This is a genomic window from Paludibaculum fermentans, assembly GCF_051172195.1.
GTDB classification, from domain to species: domain Bacteria; phylum Acidobacteriota; class Terriglobia; order Bryobacterales; family Bryobacteraceae; genus Paludibaculum; species Paludibaculum fermentans_A.
The window spans coordinates 3,564,921-3,578,950 of the sequence record NZ_JBPJAQ010000001.1 but is presented as its reverse complement, the minus strand read 5'-3'; the positions used below and the strand labels follow the sequence as shown (position 1 = coordinate 3,578,950).

Annotated in this window: 12 protein-coding genes; 6 read left to right on the top strand and 6 right to left on the bottom strand. The window is 64.7% G+C overall.

Annotated features, from left to right (window positions below; translation table 11 throughout):
* Positions 1 to 18: 18 nt before the first annotated feature.
* The 4 genes from ACR9Y2_RS14610 to ACR9Y2_RS14595 all read right to left on the bottom strand — a co-directional run bounded on the left by ACR9Y2_RS14610 (position 19) and on the right by ACR9Y2_RS14595 (position 6,787).
* Entirely contained in the window at positions 19 to 1,416 is a 1,398-nt protein-coding gene (locus ACR9Y2_RS14610) for a hypothetical protein (protein ID WP_435042099.1), read from the bottom strand.
* Between the two features lie 105 nt (positions 1,417 to 1,521).
* The gene (locus ACR9Y2_RS14605) at positions 1,522 to 2,148 is read right to left on the bottom strand and encodes a response regulator (protein ID WP_435042098.1); all 627 of its coding nucleotides are present in this window, start codon (positions 2,146 to 2,148) and stop codon (positions 1,522 to 1,524) included.
* On the bottom strand, positions 2,145 to 5,114 hold the full coding sequence (locus tag ACR9Y2_RS14600) for a two-component regulator propeller domain-containing protein (protein WP_435042097.1): 2,970 nt from the start codon (positions 5,112 to 5,114) through the stop codon (positions 2,145 to 2,147). Before ACR9Y2_RS14600 ends, ACR9Y2_RS14605 begins: the two co-directional genes overlap by 4 nt.
* The gene (locus ACR9Y2_RS14595) at positions 5,111 to 6,787 is read right to left on the bottom strand and encodes a sensor histidine kinase (protein ID WP_435042096.1); all 1,677 of its coding nucleotides are present in this window, start codon (positions 6,785 to 6,787) and stop codon (positions 5,111 to 5,113) included. Before ACR9Y2_RS14595 ends, ACR9Y2_RS14600 begins: the two co-directional genes overlap by 4 nt.
* 94 nt (positions 6,788 to 6,881) lie before the next feature.
* Between ACR9Y2_RS14595 and ACR9Y2_RS14590 the strand changes: the two genes are divergently transcribed.
* On the top strand, positions 6,882 to 8,924 hold the full coding sequence (locus ACR9Y2_RS14590) for a carbon starvation CstA family protein (protein ID WP_435042095.1): 2,043 nt from the start codon (positions 6,882 to 6,884) through the stop codon (positions 8,922 to 8,924).
* Entirely contained in the window at positions 8,921 to 9,097 is a 177-nt protein-coding gene (locus ACR9Y2_RS14585) for a hypothetical protein (RefSeq protein ID WP_435042094.1), read from the top strand. Before ACR9Y2_RS14590 ends, ACR9Y2_RS14585 begins: the two co-directional genes overlap by 4 nt.
* Here the strand turns inward: ACR9Y2_RS14585 and ACR9Y2_RS14580 are convergent, their stop codons facing one another.
* Positions 9,098 to 9,409 (bottom strand): hypothetical protein, encoded by a 312-nt coding sequence (locus ACR9Y2_RS14580; RefSeq protein WP_435042093.1) that lies wholly within the window; start codon positions 9,407 to 9,409, stop codon positions 9,098 to 9,100.
* Positions 9,394 to 10,965, bottom strand: a complete 1,572-nt coding sequence (locus tag ACR9Y2_RS14575; RefSeq protein ID WP_435042092.1) for a glycosyltransferase family 39 protein — start codon at positions 10,963 to 10,965, stop codon at positions 9,394 to 9,396. Before ACR9Y2_RS14575 ends, ACR9Y2_RS14580 begins: the two co-directional genes overlap by 16 nt.
* A 182-nt stretch (positions 10,966 to 11,147) precedes the next feature.
* On the opposite strand from ACR9Y2_RS14575, the gene ACR9Y2_RS14570 reads away from it, so the two are divergent.
* Genes ACR9Y2_RS14570 through ACR9Y2_RS14555 form a run of 4 tightly spaced genes read left to right on the top strand, consistent with a single transcriptional unit; the run spans position 11,148 to position 14,030 of the window.
* Positions 11,148 to 11,390 (top strand): 4Fe-4S dicluster domain-containing protein, encoded by a 243-nt coding sequence (locus tag ACR9Y2_RS14570; RefSeq protein WP_435042091.1) that lies wholly within the window; start codon positions 11,148 to 11,150, stop codon positions 11,388 to 11,390.
* A complete protein-coding gene (locus tag ACR9Y2_RS14565) occupies positions 11,387 to 12,547 on the top strand; it encodes a 2-oxoacid:acceptor oxidoreductase subunit alpha (RefSeq protein ID WP_435042090.1) in 1,161 nt (386 codons plus the stop codon). The genes ACR9Y2_RS14570 and ACR9Y2_RS14565 overlap by 4 nt, the downstream gene beginning before the upstream one ends.
* Positions 12,544 to 13,437 (top strand): thiamine pyrophosphate-dependent enzyme, encoded by an 894-nt coding sequence (locus ACR9Y2_RS14560; RefSeq protein WP_435042089.1) that lies wholly within the window; start codon positions 12,544 to 12,546, stop codon positions 13,435 to 13,437. The genes ACR9Y2_RS14565 and ACR9Y2_RS14560 overlap by 4 nt, the downstream gene beginning before the upstream one ends.
* Positions 13,431 to 14,030, top strand: a complete 600-nt coding sequence (locus ACR9Y2_RS14555; RefSeq protein ID WP_435042088.1) for a 2-oxoacid:acceptor oxidoreductase family protein — start codon at positions 13,431 to 13,433, stop codon at positions 14,028 to 14,030. Before ACR9Y2_RS14560 ends, ACR9Y2_RS14555 begins: the two co-directional genes overlap by 7 nt.

The following is a 14,030-nucleotide window of genomic DNA, read 5'->3' as shown; positions in this document are numbered from 1 at the left end:
CGACGGGGCAGCCCCTGATCATGAATAAAAGAACGCGGCCGTGGCGCGGCAATCCGCCTGCGACTTCAACCGCACCCAATGCGCCGAGAAGCCATCGGGGAAGATGTGCTTCTGATAGCCGTCAGCTCCCACACTGACGCGTCCATAGGGCATCCAGGCGCCTGTGCCCATGAAGTCGATCTCGATCTCGATGACCACTGGTTTGTCCGCGCTGACATGGAGCATTTTGCGATCAAAGCCGGTCATGAGATACGGGTCGGACGTTTCGTCCTTTTTGATCTGGGAGTTCCACCAGGGGCCGCCCCAACCGGCGGGTTTACCCCAACTCCAGAGATCGTCGGTCTTGCCGAACCAGAGGCCGGATTGCGGCTGTCCGGCGACGGCGTTGTTGTCGCGGTTGGGCGTGGTCTGATTGCCGCCGACGGCGAAGAGGCCGCGGAAGGCGCAGTAGTCGGGAATGATGCGCAGGTGCTGGCAGATGGGCTTGACGCCCCAGATATGGCCGGTGAAGGCAATGGGCTGGAGTTCGTAGAACATACCCTGGATGTCCATGAGGTAGTGTTCGGTTTCGACCTCGCGGATGCGCATCCATTCGGTCTGCCAGGCCTGTTCGAAGGAGTGGCTGGCCTTGGGCAGGCGGAAGCGCTGCCACTTGCCCTGGACGAGCGCCCAGAAGAGGACCGAAGCTTCGTCCCAGCCGGTGGCGAACATCACGGAACCCATGTCCTGGCGGGCTGCCACGTCCATGTGCGGCTTGCCGGAGAGGCGATTCCAGGCCTTGCCGTCGAACTCGAAGAGGCCGGCGCTGTCTTCGCCGTACTCATAGAAGCCGTTGTTGGCGACCACGACGCGGCCCTGGGCCGTGAAGCCGCCCTTGAAGTGCGGCCGCTTGGCCAGGCCCATCTGCTTCACAAGGTCGAACAAGGGACGGGGCTTGAGATCCTTGACATCCATCTCGCCGAAGACGCCTTCCATGGTCTGGAAGTAGACCCGGTTGGCCGGATCGGTCAGGTGGCGCATGGTGGACGTGATGCGGTGCTTGTCAAACTCGGGAATGTGTTTCCAATTACCCTTGCCGTCGATGACGTAGGGGCCAATGAAGCACTGGTTCGATTCCTTGTGGATGAGGCGGTTGGCGTGAGTGCCGTCGTGCACATGGACGCGTTCGCTCTTCAACTGCTCGTCGATGCGATAGAGCCCGAGGCCGTAGCCGGTGCCCTGCATATGGCTGTTGTAGGTGACGGCCCAGAGCGAGTCGGCCCAGGGCATGAGCGCGCCGATGCCGCACTCAGACCGTTCAGGAATGGTGTCGGCCTTGAATCCGATATTCGCCGAGGCGGGCGTCAGGGATTGGGCAAAAGAGGCGCCAGCACTGCCGGCCACCAGAGAGAGAAGAGAGCGTCGGGAGAATGACATCGTAGTCCGGTCCGCCAGGGACCATGTTAGTTATGCGCCTTTTCATTACCTGGGCGCGTCTGCCATTTGGATTGATTATTTGTAGGTCCTAGGGCCTAGGAAAACCTAGTCTAAATGGACTATCCCGCGCTGGATGGCGGTGATCGCGGCCTGGGTGCGGTCGACGACTCCGAGTTTGTCTAGGAGGTGGCTGACGTGGATTTTGGCGGTCTTTTCGGCGATGTGGAGGCGGTCGGCGATTTCGCGGTTGCTGAGGCCTTCGGTGATGAGGCGGAGGACATCGAGCTCGCGGTCGGTGAGTTCGGAGCCGGACATGCGTTCGGAGAGGAGGCCGCAGATGACGGGCGGCAGGTAGCGTTTGCCGCCGCGGACGGTGAGTATGGCGTTTAACAGATCGTCGGCGCTGGAGTCCTTGAGCAGATAGGCCATGGCTCCGGCCTGGAGGGCGCGGTGGACATCTTCGCTGCCTTCGTAATTCGTCAGCACAACGATGCGGGCCTTGGGGTCGCTTTTGCGGATGGCGGCTATGGCGTCGAAGCCGGAGATGCCGGGCAGGCGCAGGTCCATGATGGTGATGTCGGGCTGGTGTTCGCGGTAGAGGCCGATGGCTTCGGCGCCTTTGTCGGTTTCGGCGACGATCTGCATATCTTCCCGCACATCGATGACGGTGTGCAGCGCGAGGCGGGCGAAATACTGATCTTCAACCAGGAGTATGCGAATCGGGTCCATCATGCGGGCTTCGGCGCCTGAAGCGGAAGGTCTGCTTCGACGATCGTACCACTGCCGGGCGCGCTCTCGATATGAAGGGCTCCGCCGAAGCGGCGGGCGCGTTCCTGCATGACGATGAGGCCGAAGTGGCCGCTGCGGGTGCTGAGGGCGCGTTTGGGTTCGAAGCCGGCTCCGTCGTCGCGGATGCGCAGGTGAACCGCTTCCGGAGTGTACTGGATGCCTACCAGCACATTGGCCGCTTTGCCGTGGCGGACGGCGTTGGCGGTGGCTTCCTGACAGATGCGGAGGGCATTTTGACGGAGGTCGCTGGAGATGACTCCGGGCGAGCCGGTGACTTCGAGTTTGGTGGCGACTCCGGTGCCGGCGGTGATCTGTTCCATGGTGCGGGCGACGGCGTCCTGCAAGCTCTCGGAGACGGGGTCGTTCTCGCGCAGGTCCCAGATGACGCGGCGGGCTTCGGCGCGGTAATGGTGCACCATCTGGCGGGCGACGTCGACGGCCTCAGCGGCGCGGGCAGGCTGTTCCTTGAGACGAGTGAGGGTGGCGTCGAGCTGCCAGGAGATGGCGGAGAAACCGGCGAGCAGGGTGTCGTGCCATTCGCGCGAGATGCGATTGCGTTCGGCGAGGACGGCCTTGTAGCGGCCGCGCAGGACGAAGATGCGCCAGCGGTAGAAGGCGTAGCCGAGTGCGGCGAGGCCGAGCAGGACGGCGGTGAAGAACCAGGCGGTCTGGTAGAAGCGGGGGAGCTGGCGGATGTTGATGGAGACAGGTTGGCTCCAGGGGCCGCCCGGTTCGCGGGCCTCGACGAGCAGGCGGTGGAGGCCGAGGGGGACGGTGGAGTAGCGGGCGGAGCGTTCGCCCGGGCGTTCGATCCAGCCGGGATCGTTGCCTTCCAGGCGATAGCGGAAGCGGAGGTGGGCGGGGGAGGAGAAGCGCAGAGCGGTGAAGCGGACCTCGAGATCGCGGGCTCCGGGCTGGAGTTCGATGGGTTCGGCCAGGGGCTGGGCGCCGGCGAGGATCTCCTCGATGCGGACGGGCGGTGCGGGCGGACGGACGGCGTGCGTGGGCCGGATGCGGACGAAGCCTTTGGCAGTGGGGAACCAGAGGCTGCCTTCCTTGTCCCGCCAGCCCGAGGGTTGGGAGATGCCGTGACACTCGATGGTGCGGAGGCCGTCCTCCTGTTCGTAGAGAGTGGCGTCGACTGACTGGCGGCGGCCGGTGAGGACGTCGTCGAGTTGGCTGGAGGGGATGCGGACGATGCCGCGGGACGAGCTGATCCAGTGGCTGCCGGCCTGGTCGTCGAGGAGTTTGAAGAGGGAGTGGCCGGGGAGACCCTCGCGGGGGCCGAGGGAGGTGGCGCGGGCGTCGTGCAGGTAAGCGAGGTACCCGGCGCGGGTGGAGGCCCAGATGCGGCCTTGGGTGTCTTCTGTCAGCGAGGTGACATAGTCGTCGGCGAGGCCTTGTTCGCGGCGGATCCAGGTGAGATGGCCGTTCTCGAAGACAGCGACACCGGAGTCGGTGCCGGCCCAGACGCGGCCCTGGCGGTCCTGGAGGAGGCAGTTGGTGTTGACGCCCCGGAGGAGGAGTTGGCCGGGTTCCGGGGGAGACGGACGGAGGTTGGTTGGGGAGTTACGGGGGGTCATCCGCTCGCTTACGCTCACGGCTCCGTTTGCGGCTGCGGGGTTGCCGCTGGGGAAGTAGCGGAGGGCGGAGCCGGCTACCCAGAGGCCTCCGGTGCGATCGAGGAGCAGGGCCGAGACGGAGCCGTTGACCAGGAGCCGGGGGTCGTAGACGCGGCCGTCGAAGTGGTGGAGCCCTTCCCAGGTGCCCAGCCAGAGGCCGCCGCGGCCATCATCGGCCAGGGAGCGGATGCCCAGATCGAGGGCCGGCAGAGGAGTGGGCATGCTTTGGAAGATGCCGCCGCGCAGGCGGAAGAGGCCGCTGCGCCAGGTGCCCATCCACAGGCCGCCGGATTTGTCTTCCATGACGGCGGAGGCGAAGTTGCCGCCGAGTCCTTCGGGTACTCCGAAGGGTTCGACGAGGGGATTTTTCCAGCGGCTGAGGCCGCCGCTGCGGGAGCCAATCCAGAGGTTGCCGTCGTGGTCTTCGAAGAGAGTGCGGATGAAATCGTCGGAGAGGCCATCGCGAGTGGACCAGTTCTCGGCACCGGCGGGCGTGATGCGATAGAGGCCCTGGCCCCAGGTGGCGGCCCAGAGAATGCCGTCCCTGTCGCGGAGGGTTTTGACGACCGGGCCGTTGACGCCGGGCTGGCGTACGAGGGTGACCGCGCCTGCCGATTCACGCACCTGGTAGAGGCCGTTGGAGGTGCCGGCCCAGACTACGCCATCGGGACCGGCCATGACGCTGAGCAGGCCGCCGTGCGGGGCGCCATCGCGGACGACCAGGCGGACGCGGCCGTTCTCATAGCAGTGCAGACCGCCGCCGGCGGCGATCCAAATGCGATGCCGCGGGTCTTCGGCGATGACGTGCCAGGCGTTGCCGGCCGAAGGGCCGACACCGATGGGCGCGGGTCCTTTGGCGTCGAGACGAAAGATGCCGTTGGCGCTGATCCAGAGGGTTCCGGCGGAGTCGGCGAAGAAGCCCATGAGGCTGGCGTTTCCGCGGAACATGTGGCGCAGTGCGTGGTTTTCCAGGCGGTAGAGGTCCTGGTAGTAGGTACCGATCCAATAGGCGTCGCGGGTGGCCGGCGCGAGGGCGCTGACCCAGTCGCGTTCAATGGGAGCAGTGCCCGCGAGCGGGGTGAAGCGGACCCCGTCGAAGCGGGCGAGGCCTTCGCCGGTGCCTACGAGCAGGTAGCCGCCGGGACCGTACTGGATGGCATTGACGTAGTTGTGGGGCAGGCCATCCTCGATCTGCCAGACCTTCTTGTGGTACTGGGAGAGGCGCAGGCCGGGGTCGAGGGCGAGGCATGCGGTGGAGCAGAAGAGGAGGAGGGGGACGAGCTTCATGAGGCGCGTTCCGCCCCAGGGAGAGTGACGAGGAAGCGGGCTCCGGCGCCTGAGGCGGCGGGACTTTCGACGCGGACTTCGCCGTGGAGGTGGTGGACGGCTTTGCGCACGATGGAGAGGCCAAGACCGGTGCCCTTGGCTTTGGTGGTGTAGAAGGGCTCGAAGATGCGCTCGTGCATGTCCGGCGGAATGCCGGGGCCACTATCGGTGACGGTGAAGAGGAGTTCCGAACCGCGGCCGGCTAGTTCGACGACGACTTCGCTGGCCGGGGGCGCGGACTGCAGGGCGTTCAGCACCAGGTTCAGGATGACCTGGGCGAGGAGGTCCGGGTTGCTTTTGGGGAGATGCCAACCGGGCTCCACTTTGACGGCGAGGCGAAGCTGGAGGGCGGCGGCCTGGTGCTGGAGGCCCGTCATGGCGGATTCGACGAAAGTGGATGCGTCGACCTCGGTTTCGAGGGCCTGTACGGGTTTGGAGTAGCCGAGGAGTTGTTTGACGGAGGAGGCGAGGCGTTCGGTCTCGGAGAGGATGTAGCGGAGATCACGCTGGTGGGTGGGGGAGAGCTCCTCGTCCTGGAGCATGACCTGGGTGATGCTTTTGATGGCGCTGAGGGGATTGCGGATCTCGTGGGCGACGGCGGCGGCGACTTTGCCGAGGCTGGCGAGATGTTCCTGGTGGACGAGTTCGCGTTCGAGGCCGAGTTTGTCGTCGAGCAGGCGGAGGGTGCTGAGGGAGTGGGCGATCTCGTGGGCGAGCGATTCCAGGAGGGTGGCGTCGTCGTCGAGGCGGCGGCGGGGTGTGGCATCGATGAGGAGCCATCCCCAGGTGCGGCCTTCGGATTCGAGCGGCCAGCGGTGGGTGAAAGAGCCGGGTTCGACGCTGCCTTCGAGGGTGATGCGGACGGATTTGAGCTTGAGATGGGCGGCGGTGCGCTGTTCGAAGTAGTGGGCGCGATGGGTCCACTCAAAGAGGCCGGCGGCGTCGCGGGCGATTTCGCGAACCCATTCGCGGCGATCGGCCTGGCGGCGGTCTTCATAGGCGAGGACGGCGTTGTAGAGGGGCAGGAAGACGATGACTCCACAGAGGAGGAGGAGGGAGCGGACGCCTTCGTGCATGGCACCGAAGCGGGCGGCGAGAAGGGTGGCCGTGAGGGGGACGGCGAGGACGTAGAGGGCGGCGCCCCCGCCGAGAGCGGCGGCGAGCAGGGCGCTGCGGGGCAGGAGGAGGCCGAAGATCTGCTGGCGATAGAGGAAGAAGATGATGACGAGGGGGACGGGGAGGGTGAAGAGGACGGTCTGGAGGCTGCCGAGGGGCCATACGCCGGAAGCGATGCCGGAGACTGCCCCGGCGGCGAGGAGGGACCAGTAGAAGGCGCGTTCGCCTTCGTGCCAGGCGAACCAGGCGACGGCGATGCCGGCGGGCCAGGAAGCCCAGCCTCCGGCATGGGCGAGGACAGAGAGGGCGGTGACGAGAGCGGATCCACCTTGATCGGTGGCGAGGCGGAGGTAGAAGACGGAGAGCCAGCCGAGGTACCAGAGTCCGGAGCAGGCGACGAGGGCGAGCAGCATGCGGCCGGCGGCGGCGGCGCGGCGCTGGGAGCTGAGGACGGCGAAGAGATAGACGTAGAGCGCGGTTCCGAAGACGAGCGCCAGGGCGTGGATGAGGCTGGTCACAGGGTGATCCGGCGGGCGGAGGCGGCGTTATACAACATCGGGCGGCCCGCGTGATTTATTGTATGACCCCCGCGAACCGATACAATCTTTCACTATGAGCAAACGGTTCGGAGTCCTGCCCGGGATTGTGCTGGGTGTGGTGGGCGCCTTCTGTCTGGGCGGCATCGCCTTGAAGCAGGGTGAGTCGATCAACAGCGCGTGGCTGGTGACCGCGGCGGTGTGCAGTTACCTGGCGGCCTACAGGCTTTATGCGGCCTTCATTGCGGCCAAAGTGATGGCCCTGGATGAACGGCGGGCGACGCCCGCGGAGCGGCTGAGGAACGGCCACGATTTCGAACCGACGAATAAATGGATTCTATTCGGGCATCATTTCGCGGCGATTGCGGGACCTGGTCCGCTGGTGGGGCCGACGCTGGCGGCGCAGTTCGGGTATTTGCCGGGCACGTTGTGGATCATCCTGGGCGTGGTGCTGGGCGGGGCCGTGCAGGATTTCATCATCCTGTTCTGTAGTGTGCGGCGGGACGGCAAGTCGCTGGGGCAGATGGCGCGGGAAGAGATTGGCAAGATCGGCGGCGGGACGGCCCTGATCACGGTGCTGCTGATCATGGTGATCCTGCTGGCGGTGATCGGGCTGGTGGTGGTGAATGCATTGAAGGGCAGCCCGTGGGGCACGTTCACGATTGCGGCGACGATGCCGATTGCGGTGTTCATGGGGCTGTACCTGCGGTACTGGCGGCCGGGCCGGGTACTGGAAGTCTCGGTGATCGGGTTCCTGCTGGTGGTGGCGAGCATCTTCGGCGGCGAGTGGGTGGCGCATCATGCGACGTTCGGGCCGATGTTTACGCTGGGCGGGATGGCGCTGGCGATTGCGGTGATCATTTACGGGTTCCTGGCGAGTGCGCTGCCGGTGTGGCTGCTGCTGGCTCCACGGGATTACCTGAGCACGTTTGTGAAGCTGGGCGTCGTACTCATGCTGGGGATCGGCATTCTGTTCGTGCGGCCGGAGCTGCACATGCCGGCGTTCACGAGGTTTGTGGACGGCACGGGTCCCATTTTCGCGGGTAAGATTTTCCCGTTCTGCTTTATCACAATTGCGTGCGGAGCGATTTCGGGGTTTCACGCTTTGATTTCGTCGGGGACGACCCCGAAGATGATTGCGAGCGAAGCGCACGTGCTGCCGGTGGGCTACGGGTCGATGCTGCTGGAGAGTTTCGTGGCGATGATGGCGATGGTGGCGGCCTGCGCGCTGCCTCCGGGTGTGTTTTTCGCGGTGAATTCGCCGGCCGGGATTGTGGGTTCGACTCCGGCGGCGGCGACGGCCACGATTACGGCCTGGGGCTTTCCGGTGACTGCGGGCGAGATGGCGACGCTGGCAAAGCACGTGGGGGAGGAGTCACTGTTCTACCGGACGGGCGGCGCGCCGTCGCTGGCCCTGGGCATGGCGGGGATCTTCTCGAGGATCGCCGGCAATGAAACGGTGCTGCGGTTCTGGTATCACTTCGCGATCATGTTCGAGGCGCTGTTCATATTGACGGTGATCGACGCCGGGACGCGGGTGGGGCGATTCATGCTGCAGGATTTCCTGGGGCATCTATATAAGCCGTTGGGGCGAACGTCGTGGATGCCGGGGGTGTTGCTGACCAGCATCCTGGTGGTGGGCGCGTGGGGCTATTTCCTGATCCAGGGCGTGCTGGATCCGCTGGGCGGGATCAATTCGCTGTGGCCGCTATTCGGGATCGCGAATCAACTGCTGGCGGCGGTGGCGCTGTGCGTGGCGACGACGATCCTGATCAAGATGCACCGGCTGAAGTATGCGTGGATCACGCTGCTGCCGCTGTCGTGGCTGCTGATTGTGACGTACACGGCGGCGTGGCAGAAGATTTTCAGCGACGCTCCGCGGATTGGGTTCCTGTCGCAGGCGGCACAACTGGAGGCGGGTCCGGTGACGGCGGCGGCGAAGCAACTGATCTTCAACAACCGGCTGGATGCGGCGTTGTGCGGGATCTTCCTGGTGCTGGTGACGACGATTCTTGTGGACTCGGTCCGGAACTGGGTGGGCATCCTGAATGGATCGCGGACGTCCAAGAGCAGTGAGGCGCCGTTCGTGTTGACGCAGTTGCAGCCGGAGGAGCTATGAGGAGCCTGAAATCGCTGTACCGGATCCTGATGGGGATTCTGCGGGAGATCGGCGACGAGAGCGCGTATCAGCGGCATCTGGCGGCGCACGGCCGGACGCACTGCGGGGCGGAGTGGCGGACGTTCTCGGAAGAGCGGATGCGGCAGAAGTACCAGCGCGCGAAGTGCTGCTGATCAGTAGCCGCGCATGGAGACCCAGTAGAGGTAGCCGAGCAGCGGCAGCAGGAGCATGGCGCTGGCCGAGGCGCGCTGGCTGAAGGCGCTGAGGACGGCGAGGGTGCTGAAGAGGATGAGGGCGGGGCGCGTCATGCCGTCCCAGGTCCAGAGCAGGCCGCGCGCGGCCTGAACGGCGGCCAGGGTGAGGCTGCAGGCGACAGCGGCCCACTGCCAGCGGCTGCCGGGCTTGCGGGTGAGTACACCGTGGGCCAAGCCTCCCAACCAAAGGCTCAAGGCGAGCAATTCAAAAAACGTCAGTGCGTTGCCCATGCCGGATCCTCCCGGAGAGATTGATGCACGATTTGCGCCAGCAGCACCAACGTAAATACAAGAAGCAGGCACCAGGCGGCGACGGCGTACGGCTGGAGGGCCGAGAAGCGGAGGCCGAGTTGGAACGGCAGGAGGCTCAACTGCTGCCATTCGGGCGGCAGGGGTCCGCGATAGGGGATGGTGGCGCCCTGGCCGCTGACGGAGAGCCAGATATTGATGAAGCGGCGGGGGATGCTCCAAGGCATGCCGAGGCGGCGCCACTGGATGACCTCGATGGACGGGATGAGAAGGAGCGAGGCGAGTTGCTGGACGACGCTCCAGGAGAGGACTGTGGCGGCTAGCGCGCGCCAAGCGGCGGAGATGCGGCGGCGGCTGATCCAGAGAATGGGGACGGTGAGGAGGCAGAGCAGGAGGACGGGGGTTTCGGTGTAGCGGTCGCCCCAGGAGATCTCGCCGGTGGGGGACATATAGGTGGCGTAGAAGTAGATGTAGACGGCGAGGGTGGCAATGCCGCCGAGGGAGAAGGCGCGGACGCGGGGCTCCAGGTGGCGCCATGAGAGGGCCAGAGCGAGGAGGCTGACGACGAGCAGGGGGTCGAAGAGAAAGATGGAGTTTTGGGGGGACCAGAGGGCTTCGTGGACGCCGGCCATGAGCGGGTTGTTGAACATGTTGCCACTGTTGTCGGTGGAGGGTGGCGGCTCGACGAAGGGGGTGTAGTAGGTGCCGCGGAAGGTCCAGAAGCGGTGGTACTGGTAGAGGCGTTCGATGACCAGGAAGAGGGTGAAGGCAGGGGCGCAGCCTTTGGCGTAGGCGAGCAGGGCGGTGGTGATACTCCTGACACCTTTCCCGTCCCAGAGGAGCAGCAGGAGGAGGCAGAGGAGGATGCCGGCGGCGTCGGCGAGGGTGGTGAGGCGTGTAAGGAAGCTGACACCGAAGGCGGCACCGGCGCAGGCGGCGTCGGGCCAGCGGCGGTGGTCGAACCAGCGCAGGGTGAAGAAGGCGCCGGCGAGGGCCATGGCGAGCATCAGGCTGTTTTCCTGGCAGTTCTGGATGTAGTGGAGAAAGGTTGTCGCCAGCAGGAGACTGAGGGTGCCGAAGGCCGCGGGGGTATGAGGGAAGTGGAGCTGGCGGAGGAGCAGGTAGGCGAAGGTGGCGGCGGCGCCGCAGACGAGGGTTTGGGAGAAGAAGGCGATGAGGATGAGGCGGAGGGCGTCGAGAACGTGGGGCGAGAGGGGGACGTAGCGGCGGGCGAGGTCGAGGGTGGTGGTGACAGCGATGTCGAAGGGGAGGAAGACGAGCGGCTGGCCGAGGCCGAAGTAGGCGTGGCGTTTGCCGTCGTAGCCGAGGGTGCCGAAGGCGTGGGCTTCCTCGGGGCGGATTTCGGGTTCGGCGGTCCAGAGGGCACGGGTCTGTTGGAGGCGGCGGACAGGGTCGATGCTGACCATGCTGCCGGCGTTGACGAGGGCGGCCAGCAGGGCGACGAAGAGCCACAGGCGCGGGAGGAAGCCGGGCGGGGTGCGCAGGCCGAAGGGGCCGGGGGTGGAAGCCGGGTTCATGGGCCTTCCCATGATAGTCGTGATTGGGGTGTGGCGGGGTGCGTGGAATGGCCCAGGGCAATGTAGGGGGATGGACACAGACGCGGGGTGGCTGCGGGCGAATGCGGATCAAAGTGTAGAAGAGTTCAACATCTGAAATTGGCCGTGCGATTGCTTACACCTTTTCGTCAAGGAGGGGCTCGATGCCAAAAGGCTCTGTTGCCGTAACGGCCGAACGCTGTAAAGGGTGTGGCTTCTGTGTAGAGTTCTGCCCCACTCACGTGCTGGAACTCTCGAGTGCCTTTAACGCCAAAGGCTACCATCCGCCGCACATGATAAATGCCGAGAAATGCTCGGGTTGCAACCTGTGCGGCATGTACTGTCCGGACTTCGCCATCTTTGGTTACCGGTTCCCGGACGCGAAGGGTGAGAAGAAGGAAGCATGATGCACGCCGATCCAAGCTGTGTCCTGACGGGCACCCATTTCATGAATGGCGACGCCGCCTGTTGTGAAGGTGCGATTGCCGCAGGTGCGCGATTTGCCGCAGGTTACCCCATCACCCCTTCCACTGAGGTAGTAGAGCGGTTTGCCGCCCGTGTCCCCAAGATTGGGGGCATCTTTATCCAGATGGAGGATGAACTGGCGGCGTCGATCACGCTGCAGGGGATGGTGTGGGCGGGGGCAAAGTCGTTTACTGTGACCTCCGGGCCGGGCTACTCGCTGATGATGGAGCACATTGGCTTCGCGGCGATGACCGAGACGCCTTGCGTGTTTGTGAACGTGCAGCGCGGCGGACCCTCTACCGGGTTGCCCACCCTGCCGGCGCAGGGTGACATGATGCAGGCGCGGTTCGGGTCGCACGGCGACTACTCCACGATTACGCTAGTGCCGAGTTCGCCGCAGGAGTGCTTCAGCCTGACGGTGAAGGCCTTCAACCTGGCCGAGCAGTTCCGGGTGCCGGTGATGTTCATGATGGACGAGTGCGTGGGGCACATGACGGAGAAGGTGGTCATCCCCGACGCCAAAGAGATTGAGATTACTCCGCGGCGCCACGCGTCGAAGCCGCCGGGTGAATTCGTGCTGTTTGAACCGGGCGAGGACCTGGTGCCCGAGATCGCGCATGCGGGTGAAGGGTACAAGGTGTATGTCACGGGGCTGACGCACGACAAGCGCGGCTATCCGCTGATGAATCCGGCGTCGCAGAAGGAACTGGTGACGCGGCTGTTCGAGAAGATCAGCCGGGCCTCCGAAGAGTTGACGATCGTCGAGTCGGAGGGCCTGGAAGACGCCGATGTGGTGGTGGTGAGTTACGGGATCACGTCGAGGGTGGCGCAGCGGGCGATCGGCATGGCGCGGGACAAGGGCCTGAAGGTGGGCAAGCTGCGGCTGATCTGCGTCTGGCCGTTCCCGGAGAAGCTGATCCGTGAACTGGCGACGAAGGTGAAGGCTCTGGTGATGCCGGAGTTGAATATGGGCCAGGTGGTGATTGAGCTGGAGCGTTGCGCAGGCGGCAAGTGCAAGGTGATCAGTGTGCCGCATCCGGGCGGCACGGTGCACAAACCGGCGGATATCCTGGCGGCGATCGAAAGAGGTGCGGAATGAGTACGGCGGCGGACTTTCACATCCACAATCCGGTGGAAGATGTTCTGCGCAAGGAGCGGATTCCCACCATCTGGTGTCCGGGGTGCGGCATCGGCACCACGGTGAACAGCTTTGCGGCGGCGCTACTGGGCCAGCACATCGACCTGCAGAAGACGGTGATCGTCAGCGGCATCGGGTGCAGCGGCCGGGTGAGCGGCTACATGGCGCTGGATTCGTTCCACACGACGCACGGGCGGGCGATTCCGTTCGCGACGGGGCTGAAGCTGGCGAATCCGGAATTGACCGTGATTGTTTACTCGGGTGACGGCGACCTGACGTCGATTGGCGGGAATCACCTGATCCATGCGGCGCGGCGCAACATGGACATCATGGTGGTGTGCGTAAACAACATGATTTACGCGATGACCGGAGGCCAGGCAGCGGCCACGACGCCGGGCAATTCGATTACGACGACGAGCCCGTTCGGCAGTTTCGAACCCGAGATCTGCCTGCCGCAACTGGTGGACGCGGCCGGCGCGGTGTTTGTGGCGCGCTGGACGGCGTATCACGTGAAGCAACTGGAGCGCACGATGGCGAAGGCGCTGAAGAAGAAGGGCTTCCGGTTCATCGAAGTGTTGACGCCGTGCCCGACGCTCTACCAGCGGCGCAACAACATGGGCGACGGGCTGGCGGCGATGGTCGATTACAAGAACCGCAGCAAGATCAAGAACGGCGCGCCGACGTATGAGGTGGCGCTGGAGCCGGGCGGCGACATCATTGTGGGCGAGTTTGTGGACCGCGAGCGGGAAGACTACCTGACCCGCATGCGCCGCCAGTTGGGCACGAACTACACAGAACTGCCGCCGCAGCCCGAGGAAGAAGAACAGGAGGGGTGCTGCTCATCATGCTGAAAGAGATCCGAATTGCAGGTTTTGGCGGGCAGGGCGTCATTCTGTCCGCGCACATTCTGGGCCGGGCAGTCTCGATTCACGAGGGCGGTTTTGCCACAATGACCCAGAACTACGGTCCTGAGGCGCGCGGTGGAGCGGCTAGCGCGGCGCTGGTGATCAGCGACCAGCCGGTGCTGTTTCCCTACGTTTCGAATCCCGAAATCCTGGTGGTGATGTCGCAGGAAGCGTTCACACGCTACACGCCCGACCTGCAGGAGGGCGGCGTACTGATTGTGGAAGAGGACCTGGTGCGGATGGAGAACACTCCGCAGCACATCAAGGTCTACAGCATTCCGGCGACGCGTATTGCCGAGGAGTTGGGCAAGAAGATGGTGCTGAATGTGGTGATGGTGGGCTTCTTCTGCGCCATTACCGAGGCTGTGAGTTACGAAGCGTGTAAGAAAGCTGTGATCGACAGCGTGCCGGAGAAGTTCAGGAAGATGAACCTGGACGCGTTCGAGAACGGCTATGGCTTCGGCAAGAATCTACTGGCCAAGGGCGTCTCAAAGGAAGAGGACACTGAGCCTGTCAGCGTTCTGGAATCCGCCAACTGA